Raw genomic sequence first — 1,096 nt, forward strand, 5'->3', positions numbered from 1 at the left:
TCCACTCCGCGCCCGGCCTCGGCTCATGCCTCAGCTTAACGACACCGTCTGTCAGATTAAGTCCAAACTACTTCAGTCTATGTGCCTGTGAAACGGCGTCAGACACTGGATCCACAGAAGGTTGAACCCCTGGCCGAGAGCATGCTGGTGAAAGGTCAGGAAACGCCCATTCTTGTGCGGCCGGACGGTGAACGGTTTGTCTTGGTTGAGGGGCTGCACCGGCTCGAAGCCTGCAAGGCTCTTGGAGAGACAACCGTCCCCGCCTACCTGGTTCAGGCCCGCAAACATTGATCTGCGCCTGGTGTACCGCTGGGATGAAGACAGAAGTCTCACATGTATAGTAGCCTTGGAAGCCAGGAGATTGCTTAAGCAGTCGGCCAAGGCTACTCTCGGCTCGCCGAGCCGCCTCAGCCATCGAGCTGATGTGGTTGAACTTGCGGATGACCAAATACATGGTCGCCTCCCGCTGTACCAAGGAGCTGCTGCCCTCTACCACCACGCCAACATGGCTCAGGGATCATGGCCAGTAGGCGACGCGACAATCCAATCGAATGGATAGCGCGGCGCCGCCATAATACGAATCGGGTTGACGTAGGTCCCTGCCCGCTCTGTGGATGAAGGCGGGCGCTTAGCTCCGCTCGTCACTCTGCTTGACGATGATCGGCACGATCATGTCGCCCCAATATCCTTTCTCAGAATGGCAGCGTTTGACCCTTTGCAGTTCGATTGACAGGCCATGGTTGACGCAGTTCATCACAGCCTCGTTCACCCGATGGAGCTCATTGGCAAGGATCCGGATAGAACTCTCTTGATCAGGAGACATGGAGCTGGCAGCGTCTTCGAAGCGGCTCTTCAGTTGTGGCTTTTCAGAAATCGTCATGTGCTTCACTCCTGTTAAAGTCAATGGATGACCGCAGCATTCACTCTACCGGGACGTTTGCGGCCTCTGTGTCATCAGGCGTCGGTCAACCCCGGGTGTGAGGTGCAATCGACTAGCGTCGGCTTGGACTGCTGCCCCGCGCTGATCATTTAAGCCGCAAACTGGTTCATGGTGTTGTGCGCGCCGCCTGCTTTCAGCGCGGCCTCGCCGACGAAG

Annotated in this window: 2 protein-coding genes; one reads left to right on the forward strand and one right to left on the reverse strand. The window is 57.2% G+C overall.

Annotated elements, in window-relative coordinates:
- Positions 1-87 precede the first annotated feature (87 nt).
- Entirely contained in the window at positions 88-291 is a 204-nt protein-coding gene (locus ILT44_RS30455) for a ParB N-terminal domain-containing protein (protein WP_204243347.1), read from the forward strand.
- 337 nt (positions 292-628) lie between these two features.
- Here the strand turns inward: ILT44_RS30455 and ILT44_RS30460 are convergent, their stop codons facing one another.
- Positions 629-880, reverse strand: coding sequence for an SMc00767 family acetate metabolism repressor (locus ILT44_RS30460; RefSeq protein WP_204243348.1), 252 nt, complete (start codon positions 878-880; stop codon positions 629-631).
- Between the last annotated feature and the right edge of the window lie 216 nt (positions 881-1,096).

The sequence above is a fragment of the Microvirga arvi genome, from assembly GCF_016892765.1.
In the GTDB taxonomy this organism is placed as follows: Bacteria; Pseudomonadota; Alphaproteobacteria; order Rhizobiales; family Beijerinckiaceae; genus Microvirga; species Microvirga arvi.

Bases quoted from the DNA above. Each gene is read 5' to 3' on its own strand.
- ILT44_RS30460 (WP_204243348.1), bottom strand. From the start codon at position 880: ATGACGATTTCTGAAAAGCCACAACTGAAGAGCCGCTTCGAAGACGCT.